The sequence below is a fragment of the Intrasporangium oryzae NRRL B-24470 genome (assembly GCF_000576595.1).
Lineage (GTDB): Bacteria > Actinomycetota > Actinomycetes > Actinomycetales > Dermatophilaceae > Intrasporangium_C > Intrasporangium_C oryzae.
The window spans coordinates 47,516-66,065 of the sequence record NZ_AWSA01000016.1 but is presented as its reverse complement, the minus strand read 5'-3'; the positions used below and the strand labels follow the sequence as shown (position 1 = coordinate 66,065).

Sequence of the window (18,550 nt, the reverse complement as noted above, 5' to 3'; positions counted from 1 at the left end):
GGCCTCACGGGAGCAGGTGGGCCGTCAGTCCCCGCTCTACGAACGCGCTGAACTGCTCGGGCGTCCACCCGCTCTGCTTCACGAGCCGGTCGTAGAACGTCGTGTAGAGCAGCAGGACGTCGCGGGCCTGCTCGGGCGTGACCCCGTCACGCAGGTAGCCAGCCTCGACGAGGTATGCCGCATTGTGCGCCATCCGGGCGGTGCGCTCTCGCTCGATCGCGTCGCGCAGTCGAGCCGCCTCGGGGTCGACATGGGCCGCGCTCTCGACGAGGCGGAGGACCGGGTCTGCCACGGCCCCGACCTCGGCGGCGAGCCGCGCCCAGTTCCGGATGACGGTGGCGCCGTCGGTGGCCCGGCGAGACCCGGCGTCGCTGCGACGTTCGGCGTGCGTCGGACCCGACCCTGCGAGCGAGCGGTCCCAGACCGCCCGGAGCAGCCCGGCCTTCGAGCCGAACCATTTGTAGACGCTCTCGACAGAGACCCCGGCGTCGGCGGCCACGGCGGCGACCGTCGTCGCGACGAACCCGTCGGCGAGGAAGTGCTCACGGGCCGCCGTGACGACAGCGTCGCGACGCTCGGCTGCGCGAGCGCGTCGGCCGGAGGCGTCGTAGCGACGACGCCGGGGGTGGCGGCCGTGGGTGGAACCGTTGACACGGGAGGGCATGAGGCGCACCCTTTCATTAGATACAGATAACTGTATCCAATTGGAGGTGGGATCCATGTACGCGACGGCCCCTCACACCCGCACTCCCGCGCAGGTGCTCGACACGCTCGTGTCGGCGACCAACGCGCACGACCTCGATGCTCTTGTCGAGTGCTTCGCCGCGGACTACGAGCTGACCGACCCCGTCCACCCGGCGAGGTCCTTCACCGGGGCCGCCCAGGTGCGCAGGAACTGGGAGACGTTCTTCACGGCGATACCGGACATCCGGCTCGACGTGACGCAGCACTGCGTGACCGAGGGAGGCTTCTGGCTCGAGGCCGTCCAGGCAGGGACCCGGCAGGACGGGGTGGACCTGGACGGCCGGATGGTCTTCATCGCCGAGGTGGCCGACGGCCGCATCCAGCGGGCCCACATCTACGTGGCTCCGGTGGAACCCGGCGGCCCCGACATCGACACGGTGGTCCGCGCCATGGCTGGAACGCTCGGGCGGGATGCCGCCGGGGCGGCCCCGACACGTGGAGCAACGTCATGATCACCATCGTCGGGGGGACGGGACGGCTCGGACGTCTGGTCGCGGCGCGGCTCGTGGCGGACGGGCGGTCGGTGCGGGTCGTCGCTCGGTCGACCCCCTCCACCCCGGTCCCGGGCGCCGAGTTCGTGCCGGCCGACGTGCGCGTCCCGACCAGCCTGCCCGACGCCGTGGACGGCTCGGAGGTGGTCATCGCGGCGATGCACGGGATGGCGCCAGACGCGGGCGAGTCGCCGGCGCAGGTGGACCGCGACGGTACGCGCGCACTCGTGGCCGCTGCCCGCTCGGCCGGAGCCGACGTGGTGCTCGTGTCGATCGTCGGCGCGGCCGACGAGCACCCGATCGAGCTGTTCCGGATGAAGGCCGCCGCCGAACGTGCGGTGCGAGAGGGCTCCCTTGGCGTCGAGCCCGACTGGACCATCGTCCGGGCCAGTGCGTTCGCGCAGCTGTGGCTCGACCTTTTCCGGTCGACGGCAGGTGCCTCCGGGGTCCCGAAGGTGATGGGTCCGGGCCGCAACCCGGTCAACTTCGTGTCCGTCGACGACGTCGCCGTCGCCGTCGCGCGGGGGGCCACGGACCCGTCGCTGCGGGGGCACGTCATCGAGGTGGCGGGCGAGGACCTCAGCCCCACCGAGCTCGCGACCCTCGTGACTCCCCCGGGCGAACGGCCGGGCCACATCCCCACCGCCGCGGTGTGGGCGCTCGGCACCGTGCTCCGTCCGTTCCGACCGGCGCTCGCGAGGCTGGCCCGGCAGACCCTCGCCATGGAGCACGTGCCCCTGGGCACCGACCCCGGACCGGGACACGCCGACCATCCCTGGCTCCCCCAGACCCCCATCGCGGAGCTGGCGCGGGTGTCCTGAGCCGGACCGACACCCCGGCGTGGCGGTTCGCGGATATCTCATATATGAGTTAGTGTCGTCGTTCGTGACGCAGACCTACCTCACCCGGATCGGCGGACTCATCCGCGATGCCCGGCGCCACAAGGGCATGACACAGGCCGAGCTCGCCGAGCTCCTCGGCACGTCCCAGAGCGCCGTCGCACGGATCGAGCAGGGCAAGCAGAACCTCAGCCTCGACACGCTCGCCAAGATCGGCGACGCGCTCGACTCCGAGTTCGTGTCCCTCGGCCACTCGGGCCCGCAGCACCTGCGCATCGTGGGCGGCCAGAAGCTGAGCGGCTCGATCGAGGTCAAGACCTCCAAGAACGCGGCCGTGGCGCTCCTCTGCGCGTCCCTGCTCAACCGTGGTCGCACCACGTTGCGCAACCTCGCCCGCATCGAGGAGGTCAACCGGATCCTCGAGGTCCTCGCCTCGATCGGCGTCCGCACCCGCTGGCTGCCCGACAGCAGCGACCTCGAGATCATCCCGCCGGCGCGGCTCAACCTCGCCGACATCGACGTCGCAGCCGCCCGCCGCACGCGCACCGTGATCATGTTCCTCGGCCCGCTGCTGCACGACTACAGCGAGTTCCGGCTGCCGTATGCCGGGGGCTGCGACCTCGGCACGCGCACCGTCGAGCCGCACCTCGCCGCGCTGCGCTCGTTCGGCCTCGAGGTCACCGCGACCCACGGCTTCTACGAGGCGCACTCGGACCGCTCGGTCAACCCGACCCGCGCGATCGTCCTGACCGAGCGCGGCGACACCGTCACCGAGAACGTCCTCATGGCCGCCGCGCGCCACCAGGGCACGACGGTCATCCGCAACGCGAGCCCCAACTACATGGTCCAGGACCTCTGCTTCTTCCTCGAGAAGCTCGGTGTGCGGATCGAGGGCATCGGCACCACGACCCTGACCGTCCACGGTCGTGGCGAGATCGACGTCGACGTCGAGTACTCCCCCAGCGAGGACCCGATCGAGGCGATGAGCCTCATCGCGGCCGCCGTCGTGACCGACTCGGCGATCACGATCCGCCGCGTCCCGATCGAGTTCATCGAGATCGAGCTGGCGACCCTCGACGGCATGGGGATGAAGTACGACCTCACGCCGGAGTACACCTCGGCCAACGGCAAGACCCGTCTCGTCGACCTCACGACGATCCCCGGGCCGCTGCACGCGCCAACAGACAAGATCCACCCGATGCCCTTCCCGGGCCTCAACATCGACAACCTGCCGTTCTTCGCGCTCATCGGAGCCGTTGCTCAGGGCAGCACGATGATCCACGACTGGGTCTACGAGAACCGTGCGATCTACCTCACCGAGCTGACCAAGGTCGGCGCCCGCGTCCAGCTGCTCGACCCCCACCGGGTCATCGTCGAGGGACCGACGAAGTGGCGGGCGGCCGAGGTCGTCTGTCCGCCGGCACTGCGCCCCGGCGTCGTTGTCCTGCTCGCGATGCTCGCCGCGCCGGGGACATCGGTGCTGCGCAACGTCTACGTCATCAACCGTGGCTACGAGGACCTCGCCGAGCGGCTCAACTCCCTCGGCGCGACCATCGAGGTCTTCCGCGACATCTGAGTCCGGCGCGGCCTCGCCCGGCGCCGGTCAGCGAGCTGCCGCGCCCGGCATCCGTGCCTGAACCGTTCTCGACGGCGGGCGCCCTCAGAGGCGGGCCGCCGTGAGCTCGACGGCGGTCCCCGAGACGGTGACCCGCGTGTCATCAGGGCGCAGTCCGACGAGCAGCTCACTGGGTCGCCCCATGTCGTAGCCCTGCAGCACCCGGACGGTTCGAGGCCGCCGAACCAGGCCCAGCGCGAGGAGGTAGCCACCGAGTGCGGCGGCCGCTGCACCGGTCGCGGGGTCCTCCACGACGCCCCCCACGGGGAACGGGTTACGCGAGTGGACGGTGGTCTCGTCCTGCACCCAGATGAGCTGCAGCGTGGTCCATCGTTCCCGCGTCATCAGGGTCTTGAGCCGGTCGAAGTCGTAGTCCAGGTCGGCGAGCAGAGGCCGGCTGCGGACCGCGAGGACCAGGTGCTCGTTCCCGGCGTAGGCCACCTGAGGGGGCAGATCGTCGGCCAGGCGCTCAGGGGACCAGCGCAGGGCCTGGAGTGCTTCGCCCAGGACGGCGTCCGACACCGGGCGGCTGTGGGTCTCGACACTCGTGAGGCTGGCGCGGACCACCCCGTCGACGCGCTCGGTGCCCACCTCGATGTCCCCGACGGGCGTCTCGAAGACCACGGTCCCCGTCGCACCGCGTTCCGCCAGGGCGACCGCGGTGGCGATCGTGGCGTGGCCGCAGAAGGCGACCTCGTCCAGCGGGCTGAAGAACCGGAGGCCGTAGCGCGGCGGCGTCCGATCCGCCCGGAAGAGGAAGGCCGTCTCGGAGTAGCCCACGTCGGCGGCGATCCGCTGCATCTCGTCATCGCGAAGCCCGTCGGCGTGGAGCACGATGCCGGCAGGGTTGCCACCTGCGGGGTCGGAGGTGAAGGCGGCATACCTCAGAACGTCTTTCATGCGCGGCTGCTCCTCTCGCGGTGGCGGTCAGGTGACCCTCGCCAGCAGGCCGGCTGCGACCGCGTCATCCCAGCCTCACCGTCCTGCCGAACGGAGCCGGCACGAGCACGTCGGCGATCCCCTCGGCTGCGAAGGCGTCGGGAACCGTGGCTGCGTTCTCGGTGAAGTGCGACCAGCCCTCGGTGTGGACGACGACGACGCTCGGGCTCGCGAGCAGTCGTGCCGCCTGTGCCGCCATGGCACTGGACAGGGTGAGGAAGCGGTCGCCGAGCAGTGGTGTCCGGGCGCCCCCGGCGAAGAGCACGGCGACATCGATCTTGGGGAACCGGCCCGCGATCTCGGCCACGAGGTCCAGGGACGCGTTGTCGCCGCTGACGTAGACGGTCGGCAGGTCGTCCCCGTGCAGGACGAACCCGGTCACCTCGCCCGTCAGGTGCTCGGTGCCCTCGGGGCCGTGCCGCGCCGGGACACCGGTGATCTGCAGGGCCCGGCCGTCCGTCCCCGGCACGTCGACCGTCTCCCACGCCCCCAGCGCCCGGACGGTGCCGCCCAGCCGGGTCGCAGCCGAGGCGGTCGAGAGGACGAGCGGCGCCTCGCTGAGGAAGGTGCGCCCGGCACGGTCGAGGTTGTCGGGGTGCTGGTCGTGGGACAGGAGGACGACGTCCACGTCACCGACCTCGGCGGGCGTCCACGAGGACGGCTGGGTCTTGGTCAGCCGCCTCTCGCCGACCGGGTAGTCGCCCGGCGGGTCGAAGGTCGGATCGGTGATGAGGCGCAGGCCGGCGAGGTCGAGCACCACAGTGGGACCACCGAGCACGGTCAGCTCGAGCGGCGTGCCGACAACCCGTCCGGTCCCGGCTGAGGCAGTTGGAGAAGTCATGTCCCAAGAATGGCCAAGGGCCTCATCGCAAAGAACTGGCTGGGAAGACATCCTTCGTAAAGATCCTGCCACGTCACCCACCGTCGGTCGTCGAGTGAGGCGAGGGCCGTTCGCTACGCTGTCCTCGATGGCGGTGGGGCTCGCCGATAACCGCGACAGGGGTCGCCGACAGTCCCTACCTGAGACAAGGTAGGAGTCCGTATGCCCAACAACGGTCACACCGATCCGGCGGCGATCGACGACGATCCGCCGGACCACCGCCGCGGCCACGACACGATCCCCACGGACCCGGACGTGACGGCCGCGGACCGCCCACGCGCCGTCGCCCGCGAGGGCCTCGTGCGGGGGCGCCTCGACGTCCTCGGTGTGATCGCGGTCGGCGGCGCACTCGGCAGCGCCGCGAGGTTCGGCCTCGCAACGATCGTCCCCCACGGACGGACCGAGATCGCATGGTCCACGGTCATCGCGAACCTCACGGGCGCCTTCCTCCTCGGCCTGCTCATGGTCTTCGTCAACGAGGTGTGGCCGCCGCAGCGGTACGTGCGGCCGTTCCTCGGCGTGGGCGTGCTCGGGGGCTACACGACGTTCTCGACGTACATGCTCGACGCGCACGCCCTCGTCGATGCGGGCCGTGCCCTGAGTCTCGTCACCTACCTGCTGAGCACGCTGGTGGGCGGCCTGGTCGCCGTGTGGCTCGGAGCAGCCTCCGGCCGACTCGTCGTCCGTCGCGGCCGAGGCGGGGTGACGACGTGACGCGCGTCGCCGGCCGCCTGCCGGCCGCTCCTGCCGCAGCGGCGCCCGCCCCAGCGGCGCCTGCCCCAGCGGCGCCCGCCTCACCTTCCCAGACCACTCCAGCCGTGAGAGGAAAGCGATGACGCTCGATGGTGCAGCAAGGCGCCTGACGGTCCTGGTCGGCGAGTCCGACCAGTGGCACCACCACCCGGTGTATGCCGAGATCGTCCACCGCGCCCACCGCGCCGGACTCGCCGGGGCCAGCGTGTTCCGCGGCATCGAGGGCTACGGCCGCTCGAGCCGGATCCACACGAACCGGATCCTCTCGCTGAGCGAGGACCTCCCGGTCTCGGTCGTCATCGTCGACACGGAGGAGCGCATCCGTGCGTTCCTGCCCGAGATCGAGGAGCTCGTGACGGGGGGCCTTGTCATGATCGACCCCGTCGAGGTCGTGCGGCACGTCGGCACCGCGGATCCGGAGACTCCGGCGTGACGCTGCTGCTCGTCCTCGTGGGCGGGGCCGTGGGTGCGCCGTTGCGCTACCTGACCGACCTGGTCGTCCAGTCCAGGCATGACAGTGTCTTCCCGTGGGGCACCCTCACCGTCAACGTCGTCGGCTCCGCAGTTCTCGGGTGGATCCTGGCGGCGGCCTCTCTCGGGCAGCTCTCACCCGAGATGGTCGCGCTGCTCGGGACCGGGCTGTGCGGCGCCCTGACCACGTTCTCGACCTTCGGCTACGAGACCGTGCGACTGCTCCAGGAAGGGTCCACGCTCGAGGCCGGACTCAATGTCGTGGTCAGCCTCGTGGCCGGCTACCTCGCCGCTGCGGGCGCGTGGAGCGCCACGGTCTGGCTGCTCGGTGCGTGACCGCGGAACGCGACCGGCTCAACGCGGGACGTAGGTTCTCTCCCACCGGGACAGCTCGGCGAAGAACTCCGCGCGCGCCGGCTCGGCAGAGAGCGCGAGGTCGTGGATGCCACCCGTGATCCGCACGAGCGTCACGCATCGTCCCAGCTTCACCGAACGCCTGGCGATGTGCTCGACGTCGAGCACGACGTCCGCGTCGGCCACCGCCTCGGGGTGCTTGGCCGCGTCGGCGCTCCGCGTCGAGCACGCGACGAACACCGGGGACGGCAGTTCGAGGCCACGGCCCAACTCGGCGTGCCCCTGGCGGATGGCGCGGAGCCAGCCGGCGAGGACGGGGAAGCCCTCGATGGGTTTCCACTCGAGGTTGTATTCCCACGGGCCTCCTGTGCTCACGTGGAGGGCCCGGCCGTACTCCTGACCGAGCTTGCTCACCTCCGTGTGCGGCCGGAAGGACCCGACCTGGTGGATGACGGCCGTGCCGACGGTCCGGAGCAGGAGGTTGGCGTTGAGGTCGAACCACGGGCTGTTGAGCACGAGCGCGTCGACGACACCGTCGTGACGCCGCCGGTGGGCCCAGAGGCTGACGATGAGCCCGCCCGTCGAGTGGCCCATGACGGTGAGGGATGTGTGGCCGTCCTCCTCCCGGATGATCCGGACGGCGGCGTCGAGCTCCTCGTCGTACTCGTGGAGCGAGGTGACGTAGTTGGGCGTGTGGTGAGTGCGCAGCGACCGACCGTACTTGCGCAGGTCGAGGGCGTAGAAGGTGTAGCCCGCGTCGGCCCAGAACTCGGCCAGGTGCGTCTGGAAGAAGTAGTCGATGAAGCCGTGGACGTAGAGCACGGCCCGCGTCGACGCAGCCTCACCGTCGGGGCCAGCCACCCGCTTGACCAGCGTCGCGTGCACCTCACCCTCGGCGTCGGGGGCGAGCTCGATCGTCCGTGTGGTGTAGTCCGGCCCGAGGACGTCGTGGTCGGGGTCCGTCGTCGACATGCGCACTCCTGGATGCCTTGGGTGGTGCCTGGGGTGGTGGACTCTGCCCCGAATCTACGCGATCAGCCCGCCCGCGCCCGGGCAAGCGCGAACGGCGTTGCGGCCCAGCGGCATACGACCTCGTCCGTATGCCGCTGGGCTCCTTGTCGACCCAGCGACCCACGTGCCGCTCCCCCACATCGGGCGGGCCGTTTTGTGTGTGTGGCGCACATGAGTGGCTCCGACCCGCCTGCCTAGTCTTCCCGCATGGCCGACGCCCGCACTGCCGCTCGCGACGACGTCCGCGATGCCGCCACCGACGAACTGACCCGACCCGCCGCGATCCGCGTCAACGAACGCATCGAGCTGACCGGGCGGACCGCCCTCGTCACGGGCGCCGCGAGCGGCATCGGGGCCGCCGTCGCCCACGCCCTGGCGGCCGCCGGCGCTGCCGTCCACGCGGTCGACCGCGACGAGGTGGGTCTCGCTGAGCTCGCTCGCTGCCCGGGCATCACGGCGACGACCGCCGACCTGTCGGACCTCGACGGGCTCGCCGCCCTGCCGACCGAGGTCGACATCCTCGTCAACAACGCCGGTGTCCAGCACGTCAGCCCCATCGAGGACTTCCCCCTCGAGAAGATCGACTTCATCCTCGACCTCATGCTCGTCGCCCCCTTCCGCCTCATCCGCCAGACGCTCCCCCACATGTACGCGCAGGGCTGGGGCCGGGTCGTCAACGTCTCCAGCGTCCACGGACTGCGGGCGAGCGCCTTCAAGTCGGCCTACGTGACGGCGAAGCACGGCCTCGAGGGGCTCTCCAAGGTCGTCGCCCTCGAGGGCGGTCCGCGTGGGGTGACCTCCAACTGCATCAACCCCGCCTATGTGCGCACCCCCCTCGTCGAGAAGCAGGTCGCCGACCAGGCGCGCGCGCACGGTATCCCGGCTGCCGAGGTCGTGGAGACGATCATGCTGTCGCCGGTGGCGGTCAAGCGCCTCGTCGAGCCGGAGGAGGTCGCCGCCCTCGCGCTCTTCCTCTGCGGGCCGGCGTCCGCGTCGGTCAACGGCACGTCGTTCGCGATGGACGGCGGCTGGACCGCTCACTGAGCCGGTCCGGAACCCCGCCCGCCCAGCGGTCCTGCCTAGGATCTGCCCGTGCCCACCGATCCCGAGCCCGATCCCGAGCCCGATCCCGAGCCCGACGAGACCGCGGCAGTCGTGCGCCTGCTCGAGCTGCTGGCGTCCGACGCGCCGCTCGGGGTGATCGCGGCCGCGAGCGCTCCCGCCGAGGCGCGCGAGCTGGCCCTGCGGATCAGCACGGTCCGCGACGACCACCGTCGCCGCGAGGCGGGGCTCGCGGCCCTGCTCGACACCGCGCGGGAGCTCGCGACCGAGAGCGACCCGGGCCAGGTTCTCGAGGCGATCGTCAGGCGAGCGCGCACGCTGCTCCGCACCGACCTCGCCTACCTCACGCTGTATGACGCCGAGGCCGGCGACACGTTCATGCGCGCCACCGACGGGTCGGTCTCGGCGGTGTTCCAGTCGGTGCGCCTCGCCCTCGGCGCTGGTCTCGGCGGCCTCGTGGCCTCGACCCACAAGCCGTACTGGACGGCCGACTACTGGTCCGACGACCGCTTCCGCCACACGAGTGCCATCGACGGGGCCGTCGGCGAAGAGGGCATCATCGCGATCTGCGGGACGCCTCTCATCGTCGAGTCGCACTTCGTCGGGGTGCTCTTCGCGGCGAACCGGTCACCACGCCCCTTCACCCGCGAGGAGGTCGCGCTCCTCGGCAACCTTGCGACCCTCGCCGCGGTCACCCTGGTCCAGACCCGTGCCCTGGCCGATGCCGAGAACGCCCTCCGGGCGCTCTCGGAGGCTCACGAGACGGTCCGGCACTACGCCGACGGCATCGAGAAGGCCGCCGCGGCCCACGATCGGTTCGCGTCCCTCGTGCTCGACGGCGGTGGTGTCGACGACATCACCCATGCCCTCGGGGAGCTGCTCGGCGGCTGGGCCGTCCTCGTCGACGAGAACGGCACGCGTCGCAGCGCGTACGGTCCGGCGCCCGCCGAGGGGCCGTCGGGCGCCAACCCGTTCGCCGCACTCGACTCCGTCCCCGACTTCGACACCGGACGGCTCGTCGAGCGCGACGGCGTCTACGCCGTGACGATCACGGCGGCCCGCGAGCGCCTCGGCACGATCTACGTCGGTGGCCTGGGCCACCTGAGCGACTCCGACCAGCGGACGGTCGAGCGCGCCGGTGTCGTCACGGCGCTCGTGCTGCTCTTCGAGCGCAACGCGGCCGACGCTCGTCAGTCGGCCCGCAACCGGGTCGTCTCCGACCTCGTCACCGGGCGCGGCACCGTCGAGGAGCGGATGCAGGTCGCACGCGCGGCGGGGTTCGACCCTCGCGCCCCGTTCTGTCTCCTCGTCCTGCGGGGCGAGGACCGGGCGGCACACCGGGCCGTGCTCCTCTCGGCGAGCACCGCAACCGGCGAGCGTGCCCTCGTCGGCTCCCACGAGGGTGACATCGTGGCACTCGTGCCAGGCACGGACGCGGGGGCGCTCGCGACGTCGGTCGCCACCCGGATCGGCAGGCGCACGTGCGTCACGGTCGCCGGGGTGGGGCCGGTGACCGACGTCGCAGGAGTGCCGGCGGCCCACCTCGAGGGTGTGCGCACGGTCGGCGCGCTCATCGCCCTCGGCCACCGAGGACGTGGCGCGGCCGCCACCCAGCTTGGGTTCGCCGGGCTCATCGTCGGTGCCGATCCCGACGTCGACGACTATGTGCGCCGGCTCCTCGGGCCCCTGCTCGACTACGACCAGCGGCGCGGGACCGATCTCGTCGGCACCCTGGACGCCTACTTCGCGGCGGGGGCGAGCCCGCGGCATGCCGCCGGCGCTCTCCACGTCCACGTCAACACGGTGTCCCAACGGCTCGAGCGGATCACGGCGCTGCTCGGCGAGTCGTGGCAGCAGCCGGACCGGTCGCTCGAGCTGCAGATCGCCCTCAAGCTGCGCCGGCTGCAGGCCCAGCGCTGAGCCGGGGCGCCACAGTCAGGTGGCGGACCGGCGGAGGTTCGAGGCACGGGCCGCGTTTGGGGCCAGGGACCGCTGTGCGAACGGCGGTTCCTGACACGAAGCGCAGCCCGTGCCGACCGGCGCGGGGGTCAGAGCGTGCGTGCTGCGAGTTGCCGGTCGATCGCGTCGACGACCGCGGTGACGCCGCTCTCACCGAAGATGACGTCGTAGTGGTTCGCGTCGACCGCCGTGGCCCGGACCTCGTCCGGCACCTGCAGCGCAGCAAGGCGCGTCTCGTCATAGACCCCCTGGGGCTCGTCGAGCAGGCCGCGCCGGGCCCAGACGAGCTCGACGGGGAGCCCCAGCTCGACCGCGCGGCGGACTGCGCCGTGCGTGGCGGCGTCGGCGAGGACGTCGGCCCCGTCCGCCCGGACTGCGTCGAGGACACACGTGCTGCGCCACTCCGCCGGGTGCTCGGGGTCCGCCACGAGGTCGTGCGCGATGTAGCGCCGAGCGGCATCGCCTGCGGATCCGCGCAGGACCGGCCCGAGGGCCGGGTGTGCCTCCCAGAAGGAGACGTATGCCGCCTGGTCGGCGAACGTCATCCGCAGCCGGTCCATCGCCGGCCCGATGACGGTCTGCAGCGTGGCGTCGATGTCGAGGTCGGGCGGGGTTCGGAACGCGAGGCCGCCGTCGACGAGGACCGCGCCGGTGAACCGGTCGGGATGGGTCGCGAGCGCGAGCGCGCCGATGAAGGCCCCCATCGAGTGCCCGACCAGTACCGGGTCGGTCCCGAAGACGTTGGCGATCGAGAGGAGGTCCTCGACATGCGCCGACAGGCCGTACGGGCCCGCGACGGCGCGGCTGTCGCCCCGTCCACGGAGGTCCGGTGCGAGGAACCGCACCGCGCCAGCGCCGTGGCGGCGGTCCACCTCGTCGGCGACCCGACGCCACGACAGCCCGTTGGCCGTGATGCCGTGGACCGCGAGCACCACGGGGGCGTCCTCGGAGGGCACCCCCAGGGTGAGGTCGTGGATCGCGAGGCTGCCCTCGGGCAGCTCGACCGCGAAGGCGGAGCTGGTGCTGGTCATGTGGACCTGCCCTTCCTGATGAGCCGGCCCCCGAGCCCGGTGAGACCCGAGGGGGCGAAGTAGACGACGACGATGAAGATGATGCCGAGGATGAAGAGGGGTTGTGACAGAACCTGGCCGATGGTGTGCGGAAGCGACTCGAGCAGGCTCGACCCGCTGACCTCGACGAGCCGGGCATCCGCATACGCGTAGAGGAACCCGCCGATGAGGGCCCCCCACGTGCTGCCGGCACCGCCCAGGACGACCATGACGAGCAGGGCGAGCGTGAACTCCGACGTGGTCAGGTGGGGGTTGGATCCGCCGAGCACGAGGGCGTGGACGATCCCGCCCAGGCAACCGAGGAGGGAGCCGATGACGATGGCGAGGAGCTTGACCCGGTAGGTGCCGAGCCCGAGGACGGAGGCCCGCGTCTCGTTCTCCCGGACGGCGGCCATCGCGTGGCCCGCCCGCGACCGGACGAGCAGCGAGACGACGAGCCAGGCCACCGTGACGAACGCGAGGGCGAGCCAGTAGCGGTAGGGCGCGTTGGCGACCCCGACGAGGAGGGACGGCAGCGCCTCGCGTTCGAGCGTCAGGCCCTCCTCCCCGCCGGTCACGCCGCCGGGGTTGCGCAGGACGACGATCGAGGCTGCCTGCGCGAAGGCGAGCGTCACCATCGCGAACGCGATCCCCCCGACGCGCAGGGCGATCCCACCGACGACGACGGCCAGCACACCCGTGATGGCGAGGGCGAGGAGGACCGCCACCGGCAACGGCAGGGACCACGTCGAGAGCGAGATCGTGAGCAAGTAGCTGCCTGCGGCGACGAAGAGCGCGTGGCCGAAGCTGAGCAGCCCCGTCCGGCCGAAGAGGACGTCGTAGCTGAGCGCGATGCCGCCCATGACGAGGCAGGTCGCGAGCAGCTGGAGCGAGCCCGGACCGTTGACCCGCCCCGGGAGGATGCCGGGGAGCTCGGTGGGCACGTAGGGCAGGTACGCGAGGACCATGAGGACGGCGAGCGGGAGGGCGGCGCGTGCCAGGGCCTGGGCTCTCGTCGACGACGTCGGCGCGGATGTCGCCGTGGCCGACGGCGAGGGCACGGAACCCGATGCCTCGGGCGTCAACGCTGCGGAGGCGGGGCGCGCGGCTCCGGCCGCGGCGGTGGAGGCACGCGAGACCGAGCTCGCGCGGAGCCTCGCCTCGGTCGTCGCGTCGGGGTTCACACCGGACTGCGCAGGGGAGGTCATGCGGTGGCCCCCTTCAGGGACGTCGGACGCAGCAGGAGCACGAGGGCGAGGAGGAGGACGACGGACAGGTCGCCGACGCCGCTCGCGGCGTAGTAGTTGGCGAGCTGCTGCACGAGACCGACGGCGACGGCGGCCACCGCCGTCCCGACGATCGAGCCCATTCCCCCGATGACGACGACGATGAACGCGAAGATGAGGAGCGACCCGCCCTGCGCCGGGGACACCGACCCGGCGTACTGCGCGTAGAGGATGCCGGCGAGGGCCGCCGCCGCCCCACCGATGGCAAAGACGATGGTGAAGGTCCGTTGGACGTCGATGCCGAGGGCCTGGACCATCGTCCGGTTCTCGACGCCGGCCCGGATGATGAGGCCAAGGCGGGTCAGCCTGAGCAGGGCGAGCAGCCCGGCGAGGACCGCGAGGGCGGCAACGACGTAGACGAAGCGGTCGGTCGGCAGCCGGGCCCCGAGCAACGAGGTCGTGCCGCTCATCCAGTCGGGTTTCTCGACCGGCCTCGGGTCCGCGCCCCAGATGCCCTGGGCCGCGGCGACGCTGGCAAGGGACAGGCCGACCGTGACGAGCACCTGCTGGATGTGGTGCCGGTAGAGGGGTCGGATGAGGACGACCTCGACGACGACGCCGACGGCCGCCCCCAGTGCGACGGCGACGACGGCCGCGACGAGCAGGCGCACCCCGACCGACAGGCTCGGGGGCAGGTCCGTCATCGTCAGCCAACCGGCATACGCACCGACCATCATGAACGCCCCGTGTGCGAAGTTGAGCACCCCCATGAGCCCGTAGATGAGGCTGAGGCCGCTCGCAGCGAGGAAGTAGAGGGCGCCGAGGGCGAGGCCGGTCGTCGCGAGCAGGACGAAGTCGCTCATGCCGCTCCCTCCCGCCGCATCGAGACGCCGAGAAGGCCCCGGGTTAGCTCGGCATCGGCCACGAGCGCGTCGGCTCGACCGCGGTGGACGACCCGGCCCGCATCGAGGACGACGACGGTGTCGGCGATCCGCCGCACGAGGGCGAGGTTCTGCTCGACGAGGAGGATGGGCGTCATCCGGGCCACCTCGGCGAGGACGTCGGCCACCTCCGTCACGAGCTTGGGGGCGAGGCCCTTCGTCGGCTCGTCGATGAGCAGGACGGTGTTGTCCCGCAGGAGGACCCGGGCGAGGGAGACCATCTGCTGCTGACCGCCGGAGAGGGTCCCGGCCCGCTGAGCGCGTCGGGCGATGAGGTCGGGAAAGAGGTCCCGGACGATCGGCGCCTCGATCCCGCGCTCCGGGTCGACCAGACGGAGGTTCTCGTCGACGGTCAGGCCGGCGAACACCTCCCGGTCCTCGGGCACGTAGCCGATGCCGTCGCGCACGATCCTCGTGGTCGCCTGAGTCTCGATCGGGTTGCCCCGCACGGCGATCGAGCCGGTTCGTGGCGCGAGACCGAGGACGGCCTTGAGCGTGGTCGTCTTGCCGACGCCGTTGCGCCCGAGCAGCGCCGTCACACCCGTGGCCGGCACCTCGAAGGTCACCCCCTGGAGGACGTGGGACCCGCCGTAGCGGACGTGGACGTCGTCGAGCGTGAGGACTGGCGTGAGGACCGCGGTGTGGCCGCCGTCGACCGGACGGGCGCTGGTCTCGGGGCTGGTCTCGGGGCTGGTCACAGTGCTTCTCCCAGGTAGGCCTGCTGGACGAGCTCGTCCCGGGTCACCTCGGACGGTGAGCCGGTGGCGAGGAGCTGGCCGTGGTGCAGGACGGCGACCCGGTCTGCGAGACCGAGGACGACGTGCATGTGGTGCTCGACCATGGCGACGGCGACACCGCTGTCGCGGACCTCGCCGATGATCTCGGCGAGCCCGTCGACGTCCTCCGCGGAGACACCCGCCATCGGCTCGTCGAGCAGCAGGGCTTTCGGCTCGGACGCGAGCGCCATCGCGAGCTCGAGCTTGCGGCGGTCGCCGTGCGAGAGGTCGCGGGCGAGGGTGGTGGCGCGGCCCGGCATACGGACCCTCTCCAGGAGGTCCTCGGTGCGGGCGCCGGAGGCCGCACCGGCCCGACGGAAGGGCGAGAAGGGCGCCGGCCCGCTCGCCTGGATCGCGAGGCGGACGTTCTCACCGGCGCTGAGGCCGTCGAAGAGCGCCGAGGTCTGGAACGAGCGCGACAGCCCGAGCCGGGCCCGCCGGGTCGCGCTCGCCCGCGTGACGTCCCTGTCCTGCAGGGTGATCCGGCCGCTGGACGGGCGGATCACCCCGCTCAGGATGTTGACGAGCGAGGACTTGCCCGCCCCGTTGGGGCCGATGATGCCGAGCAGCTCACCGGCCCCGACGGTCAGGGACACGTCCTCGAGGATCCGTGCTCCGCCGACCTTCCAGCCGACGTGGTTCGCCTCGATCACTGGAACGGCGTGACCGGGGGTGCGACGGCGGCCGGGTCGAGGGTGTTGACCCGCTGCGGGACGAAGGTCGCACCCTGCTTCGTGAGCGAGGCCGTGAACATCGGCTGCAGGAGCGCGTGGTCCTCGGCGCGAATCTGCATCTGGCCCTTCGGGCCCTCGAACGACCACCCCTCGAGCGCCTTGACCATCGCGTCCGTGTCGGTCCCGCTCGCCTCGAGCGCGTGGACGATCATCTGGCCGGCGACGAACCCGTCGTTGGTGAAGAGGTCGACCGTCGCCCCCTGCTTCTTGAGGCCGGCGTCGAGCGCCCGGTAGGCGGCGTTGTCGGCGGCTCCCTCGAAGAAGTGCGAGAGGAAGCTGATCTTCGTGCCGGATGCACCGAAGAGCGCGTGCGTCGGCTTGATGTCGAGCCCCGTGACGACCTTGGTCTTGTCGAAGACGCCCTGCTGGCCGAGGGTGGTCCACATGGCTGTGGCGTTGGCGCCGGCCCAGGCCACGAAGAGCAGGTCGGGAGCCGAGCCCTTGATCTTCGTCGCGAAGGGCGTCAGGTCGGTGGCGGCCGCCGGCACGAGCACCGAGTCGACCTTCGCGCCCTTGGCCCCGAGGATTGCCGTGACGCCGGCGACGTTGGCCTGACCGAAGGCGCTGTCCTGGGCGAGCACGGTGACCTTCTTGCCGTTGACGTCACCGAGCATCGACCCGGCCGTCGCGATGTCCTGGTAGGTCTGGCGGCCGGAGCGGAAGGTGTACCTGTTCGCGCCGGTCACCTTGTCGGCGGCGGCCGGGCCGGAGATGAAGAGCACCTTGTTGTCCTTGGCGAGCGGGGCGACCTGCAACGCGACGCCGGACGCGGTCGATCCCGCGATGATCTTGCTGCCCTGGCCGATGAGGTCCGTCGCCGCGGCGACGGCCTTTGCCGGGTCTCCCGCGTCGTCCTGCTCGGTGATCTCGATGGGGTGACCGGCGACGGCGCCGGTGCCCTTCGTCGCGTAGTCGATGCCGGCCGTCAGTCCCTGCCGGTACTGCTCGCCGTAGGTCGCGAGCGGCCCGGACTTCGAGTAGACGAGGCCCACCTTGTACGGCGCAGAACCGCCGGTCCCCGCTGCCGTGCCGTCGCCCCCGGGAGCCGCGCCGGGCTGGCCCGGGCTGCCGCACGCCGCGACGGAGAGGGTGATCATGGCACTCGCGAGAGCGAGGCTCCAACGCTTGGACACGGACGTCCTCCACCTCTGGCGGGCGCTCGCGCCTTTGCTGCAACGAGAATCGTTGACGCCCAACCGTTCCGGCGAAAGTAGTTGAGGTCAGCGGCCACGTTCGTGGCACCGCCCACCACAAATCGGCCGGTCGGGTGTGGCTGGGCGACACCGCCTCGCCGGTCGTATGCCGCTGGGCCCGGGCCCCGGGGCAGGGCAGGTCAGGCGCCTCCCGTGGTGGCGCCCCTCCCCCCGGAACCGATCTCGTCACCCGCCGCGTGTACGGACTCGTCGTCGGGTCGGTCGACCGACCTCGCGTCCGGTCCGTTGTCCTGTCCGTTGTCGGGTCTGTTGTCGGGACCGTTGGTGCCGTTGGTGCCGTTGGTGCCGTTGCCCGGCACCTCGAGGTCGGCGAGCTCCGGCACCAGCTCGTGCCGCTGGCTGAACGTGTTGACGATCGAGAGGGCGACGGCGGCGATCGGGATGCCGATGAGGGCGCCGATCGGTCCGAAGAGGGCCGCGCCGGCGATGACCGAACCGAGGGCGATGGCGGGGTGCAGGTCCATCGTCCGGCGGCTGATCCGCGGCGTGAAGACGTAGTTCTCGAGCTGCTGGTAGACCGTGGCGAAGATCAGGATCCAGACGGCGTTGATCGGCTTGTCGAGCAGCGTGAACAGGGCTGGCAGGGCCACCCCGATATAGGTGCCGATCGTGGGGATGAACTGGCCCACGATGCCCGCGAAGACGCCGAGCGGCAGCCAGAACGGCACGTCGATGAACCAGAAGAAGGCGACGTGGAAGGCCGCGGACAGCGCGGCGAGCACGAGCTTGGAGATGACGTAGCCGCCCGTCTTCTCGACCGAGATCGTCCAGACGGTGATGAACACGCGTTGGAAGCGCTGCGGGAGCCATGACCCGATCGTCTGGCGCAGCCGTGGGCTGTCGGCCGAGAAGTAGTACGCGAAGACGAGGATCGTCAGCAGGTCGAAGAGGAAGGTGAAGAGTGACCCGAACACCCCGAGGAGACCGCCGCCGTACTTGCCGGCCATCTCCCCGAGCTTGGCGGGCGTCAGCTGCAGGGCGTCCTGGATCTGGGCGATGTCGAAGCTCGTGTGGAAGGTCTGGTTGACCCAGTCGAGGGCGGAGGTGACCGCGGACGGGAACTGCTTGGCGAGCTCGGCGACCTGTGATGCGAACACCGACCCGAAGAGCTCCCCGAGGCCGAGGAAGATCAGGACCATGACGAGCATGGTCACGCCGGTCGCGAGCCCGCGGCGCAGACCACGGGCCGACAGCCAGAGGACGGCCGGCTCCATGGCGATGGAGGTGAGCCAGGCGAGGAGGAGCAGGAAGAGGAACGAGCCCATCGCCCCGAACACCCACGTCGCGGTCCAGAGCGCCGCTACCGCCACGACGGCGGTGAACGCCACCCGGCGGGCGTTGCCCGGGGCGACGGCGACCCACTGCGGTCTCTCCGGATGGGTACCCGGCGTCCCGTGGGTCGGGGTGCCTGCCCTCGCATGTTGTCCGGTCACAACGCCGAGCGTAGGGCCCCCGGCGGGTTCCGAACCGGAACGGCACGGACCAGGTCGCA

Annotated in this window: 19 protein-coding genes; 8 read left to right on the top strand and 11 right to left on the bottom strand. The window is 71.4% G+C overall.

What is annotated here, in order from left to right:
• Nucleotides 1-4 precede the first annotated feature (4 nt).
• Nucleotides 5-664: a TetR family transcriptional regulator gene (locus N865_RS09260; protein WP_034804644.1), complete on the bottom strand. Its 660-nt coding sequence runs from the start codon at nt 662-664 to the stop codon at nt 5-7.
• 55 nt (nt 665-719) lie between these two features.
• Between N865_RS09260 and N865_RS21725 the strand changes: the two genes are divergently transcribed.
• The 3 genes from N865_RS21725 (at nt 720) to N865_RS09245 (ending at nt 3,650) form a co-directional block, all read left to right on the top strand.
• Nucleotides 720-1,196, top strand: a complete 477-nt coding sequence (locus N865_RS21725) for a nuclear transport factor 2 family protein (protein ID WP_051510400.1) — start codon at nt 720-722, stop codon at nt 1,194-1,196.
• Complete coding sequence (locus N865_RS09250) at nt 1,193-2,056, top strand: SDR family oxidoreductase (RefSeq protein WP_034804521.1); 864 nt, start codon at nt 1,193-1,195, stop codon at nt 2,054-2,056. The genes N865_RS21725 and N865_RS09250 overlap by 4 nt, the downstream gene beginning before the upstream one ends.
• Before the next feature lie 64 nt (nt 2,057-2,120).
• The gene (locus N865_RS09245; RefSeq protein ID WP_034804638.1) at nt 2,121-3,650 is read left to right on the top strand and encodes a helix-turn-helix domain-containing protein; all 1,530 of its coding nucleotides are present in this window, start codon (nt 2,121-2,123) and stop codon (nt 3,648-3,650) included.
• 84 nt (nt 3,651-3,734) lie between these two features.
• Here the strand turns inward: N865_RS09245 and N865_RS09240 are convergent, their stop codons facing one another.
• Both N865_RS09240 and N865_RS09235 read right to left on the bottom strand, forming a co-directional pair.
• Nucleotides 3,735-4,589, bottom strand: coding sequence for a PhzF family phenazine biosynthesis protein (locus N865_RS09240; RefSeq protein ID WP_034804519.1), 855 nt, complete (start codon nt 4,587-4,589; stop codon nt 3,735-3,737).
• Nucleotides 4,590-4,653: 64 nt separating this feature from the next.
• Nucleotides 4,654-5,469, bottom strand: a complete 816-nt coding sequence (locus N865_RS09235; RefSeq protein WP_034804516.1) for an MBL fold metallo-hydrolase — start codon at nt 5,467-5,469, stop codon at nt 4,654-4,656.
• A gap of 201 nt (nt 5,470-5,670) precedes the next feature.
• Here N865_RS09235 and N865_RS09230 point away from each other — a divergent pair, with 201 nt between their 5' ends.
• The 3 genes from N865_RS09230 to crcB all read left to right on the top strand — a co-directional run bounded on the left by N865_RS09230 (nt 5,671) and on the right by crcB (nt 7,068).
• Nucleotides 5,671-6,222 (top strand): fluoride efflux transporter FluC, encoded by a 552-nt coding sequence (locus N865_RS09230; RefSeq protein WP_084328095.1) that lies wholly within the window; start codon nt 5,671-5,673, stop codon nt 6,220-6,222.
• 118 nt (nt 6,223-6,340) lie between these two features.
• Nucleotides 6,341-6,694 (top strand): DUF190 domain-containing protein, encoded by a 354-nt coding sequence (locus tag N865_RS09225; protein WP_034804514.1) that lies wholly within the window; start codon nt 6,341-6,343, stop codon nt 6,692-6,694.
• Entirely contained in the window at nt 6,691-7,068 is a 378-nt protein-coding gene (gene crcB, locus N865_RS09220) for a fluoride efflux transporter CrcB (RefSeq protein ID WP_034804511.1), read from the top strand. The genes N865_RS09225 and crcB overlap by 4 nt, the downstream gene beginning before the upstream one ends.
• Before the next feature lie 18 nt (nt 7,069-7,086).
• On the opposite strand, the gene N865_RS09215 is transcribed toward crcB, so the two are convergent.
• On the bottom strand, nt 7,087-8,058 hold the full coding sequence (locus N865_RS09215) for an alpha/beta hydrolase (RefSeq protein ID WP_034804617.1): 972 nt from the start codon (nt 8,056-8,058) through the stop codon (nt 7,087-7,089).
• A 246-nt stretch (nt 8,059-8,304) separates the two neighbouring features.
• On the opposite strand from N865_RS09215, the gene N865_RS09210 reads away from it, so the two are divergent.
• Entirely contained in the window at nt 8,305-9,141 is an 837-nt protein-coding gene (locus N865_RS09210; RefSeq protein WP_084328094.1) for a 3-hydroxybutyrate dehydrogenase, read from the top strand.
• A gap of 48 nt (nt 9,142-9,189) precedes the next feature.
• Nucleotides 9,190-11,079 (top strand): helix-turn-helix domain-containing protein, encoded by a 1,890-nt coding sequence (locus N865_RS09205; protein WP_084328093.1) that lies wholly within the window; start codon nt 9,190-9,192, stop codon nt 11,077-11,079.
• Between the two features lie 128 nt (nt 11,080-11,207).
• On the opposite strand, the gene N865_RS09200 is transcribed toward N865_RS09205, so the two are convergent.
• From N865_RS09200 to N865_RS09170, 7 genes are all read right to left on the bottom strand, one after another.
• Nucleotides 11,208-12,149: an alpha/beta fold hydrolase gene (locus N865_RS09200; RefSeq protein ID WP_034804508.1), complete on the bottom strand. Its 942-nt coding sequence runs from the start codon at nt 12,147-12,149 to the stop codon at nt 11,208-11,210.
• Nucleotides 12,146-13,375 (bottom strand): branched-chain amino acid ABC transporter permease, encoded by a 1,230-nt coding sequence (locus N865_RS09195; protein ID WP_245603717.1) that lies wholly within the window; start codon nt 13,373-13,375, stop codon nt 12,146-12,148. Before N865_RS09195 ends, N865_RS09200 begins: the two co-directional genes overlap by 4 nt.
• Nucleotides 13,372-14,256 carry a branched-chain amino acid ABC transporter permease gene (locus tag N865_RS09190; protein ID WP_034804503.1) on the bottom strand — a complete coding sequence of 295 codons (885 nt, stop codon included), beginning with the start codon at nt 14,254-14,256 and terminating at the stop codon, nt 13,372-13,374. Before N865_RS09190 ends, N865_RS09195 begins: the two co-directional genes overlap by 4 nt.
• The gene (locus N865_RS09185; protein WP_034804499.1) at nt 14,253-15,032 is read right to left on the bottom strand and encodes an ABC transporter ATP-binding protein; all 780 of its coding nucleotides are present in this window, start codon (nt 15,030-15,032) and stop codon (nt 14,253-14,255) included. The genes N865_RS09190 and N865_RS09185 overlap by 4 nt, the downstream gene beginning before the upstream one ends.
• A complete protein-coding gene (locus tag N865_RS09180; protein WP_034804495.1) occupies nt 15,029-15,763 on the bottom strand; it encodes an ABC transporter ATP-binding protein in 735 nt (244 codons plus the stop codon). The genes N865_RS09185 and N865_RS09180 overlap by 4 nt, the downstream gene beginning before the upstream one ends.
• The gene (locus N865_RS09175) at nt 15,760-16,977 is read right to left on the bottom strand and encodes a substrate-binding domain-containing protein (RefSeq protein WP_034804492.1); all 1,218 of its coding nucleotides are present in this window, start codon (nt 16,975-16,977) and stop codon (nt 15,760-15,762) included. Before N865_RS09175 ends, N865_RS09180 begins: the two co-directional genes overlap by 4 nt.
• A gap of 200 nt (nt 16,978-17,177) precedes the next feature.
• A complete protein-coding gene (locus N865_RS09170; RefSeq protein ID WP_169735727.1) occupies nt 17,178-18,491 on the bottom strand; it encodes an AI-2E family transporter in 1,314 nt (437 codons plus the stop codon).
• Nucleotides 18,492-18,550 lie beyond the last annotated feature (59 nt).

What these genes read in the sequence shown, in the direction of transcription:
- N865_RS09260 (WP_034804644.1), bottom strand. Translation starts at nt 664, where the DNA reads ATGCCCTCCCGTGTCAACGGTTCCACCCACGGCCGCCACCCCCGGCGT.
- N865_RS21725 (WP_051510400.1), top strand. Translation starts at nt 720, where the DNA reads ATGTACGCGACGGCCCCTCACACCCGCACTCCCGCGCAGGTGCTCGAC.
- N865_RS09250 (WP_034804521.1), top strand. Translation starts at nt 1,193, where the DNA reads ATGATCACCATCGTCGGGGGGACGGGACGGCTCGGACGTCTGGTCGCG.
- N865_RS09240 (WP_034804519.1), bottom strand. Translation starts at nt 4,589, where the DNA reads ATGAAAGACGTTCTGAGGTATGCCGCCTTCACCTCCGACCCCGCAGGT.
- N865_RS09235 (WP_034804516.1), bottom strand. Translation starts at nt 5,469, where the DNA reads ATGACTTCTCCAACTGCCTCAGCCGGGACCGGACGGGTTGTCGGCACG.
- N865_RS09230 (WP_084328095.1), top strand. Translation starts at nt 5,671, where the DNA reads ATGCCCAACAACGGTCACACCGATCCGGCGGCGATCGACGACGATCCG.
- N865_RS09225 (WP_034804514.1), top strand. Translation starts at nt 6,341, where the DNA reads ATGACGCTCGATGGTGCAGCAAGGCGCCTGACGGTCCTGGTCGGCGAG.
- N865_RS09215 (WP_034804617.1), bottom strand. Translation starts at nt 8,058, where the DNA reads ATGTCGACGACGGACCCCGACCACGACGTCCTCGGGCCGGACTACACC.
- N865_RS09210 (WP_084328094.1), top strand. Translation starts at nt 8,305, where the DNA reads ATGGCCGACGCCCGCACTGCCGCTCGCGACGACGTCCGCGATGCCGCC.
- N865_RS09200 (WP_034804508.1), bottom strand. Translation starts at nt 12,149, where the DNA reads ATGACCAGCACCAGCTCCGCCTTCGCGGTCGAGCTGCCCGAGGGCAGC.
- N865_RS09195 (WP_245603717.1), bottom strand. Translation starts at nt 13,375, where the DNA reads ATGACCTCCCCTGCGCAGTCCGGTGTGAACCCCGACGCGACGACCGAG.
- N865_RS09190 (WP_034804503.1), bottom strand. Translation starts at nt 14,256, where the DNA reads ATGAGCGACTTCGTCCTGCTCGCGACGACCGGCCTCGCCCTCGGCGCC.